Annotated in this window: 1 pseudogene; it reads right to left on the bottom strand. The window is 77.7% G+C overall.

Annotation, left to right across the window (positions count from 1 at the left end):
- Positions 1–922, bottom strand: a pseudogene (locus tag ACNFOC_RS54670) (hypothetical protein); the annotation flags it as partial.
- Positions 923–985: the final 63 nt, after the last annotated feature.

The raw sequence follows: 985 nt of genomic DNA, 5'->3' as shown, positions 1-985 counted from the left end.
GGTTGGGGGCGGATGAGTCGGGGTCGGCTCGGCCGAGGCCCGCCTGACCGGGATGCGCGTGGTCGGGGTCGCTCTGGCCGGGGCGTGACGGCTCCGTACGGAGAGGTGACGTCGCTGTGCCGGGTCGGGATGTGTCCGTACCGGACCGTGCTGCTCCGGTGCCGGCCCGGGACGCCCCCGTACCGCCGTGCGCGACCCGCAACAGCCGCAGCGCCGTGGCGACATCACCGCTCAGCAGCGCGACCGCCCCGCACTCGCGGAACGTCGGCGCCGCCGCGCAGGCCGCCTCGTAGGTCTCCGTCACGGGGGACACGGGCGAGGCCGCTTCCGTCTCGGCGAGGCACACGACGTGGATACCGGCCCGGGGCCCGTCGTGGGCCAGCCGCGCCACCGCCTCGCGCACATCGGCCCCACCGGGGTCACCGTCCACCACGAGCACGGTGTACGGCCCAACGAAACCGTCCCCCGAGTCGTCACCGTCGTCGGTGCGGGCCCAGGAGGGGCGGTGGGCGGCACCGCGCGGGGAATCGGCGGAGTCGTCGGCGCCGTGGGGCGCGATGCCGGCCGAGGTCCGGGCGCCGGAGCCGGAGTGCGCGGCGGTGGTACCGGAGGGCCGGGTGTCGGACGAACGGGGCCGGGTGGCGCCGGAGGCCGGGTCGTCGACGGCGTGCGGCGCGAGGGCCTCCGCCCCCGGGCGGTCTGCGGTGCCGGAGCGGTGGTGGTGGGCGTCGTCGGGGGTGGGATACGCCGTGGAGGCGCTCGACGCGGTGGTCACGCCCGGGCGACGGCCGTCGCCGCCCGCGCGCCGGGCGGCGGCACCCGACTGGCCTTCCGCCGAACCGTGTTGGGCGGCGGGCGAACCGTGCGGCGAGGCGAGGCCCGACTGTCCGTCCGCCGAGCCGTACCGCGAGCCCGACCCCAACTGCCCTTCCTCCGAGCCGCGTTGCGCCCCGATAGCCGGAGTGCGACGGCCTGCCCCTGTCTC

The sequence above is a fragment of the Streptomyces colwelliae genome, assembly GCF_048158785.1.
Taxonomy (GTDB): Bacteria; Actinomycetota; Actinomycetes; order Streptomycetales; family Streptomycetaceae; genus Streptomyces.
This window is presented reverse-complemented; position numbering and strand designations above follow the sequence as displayed.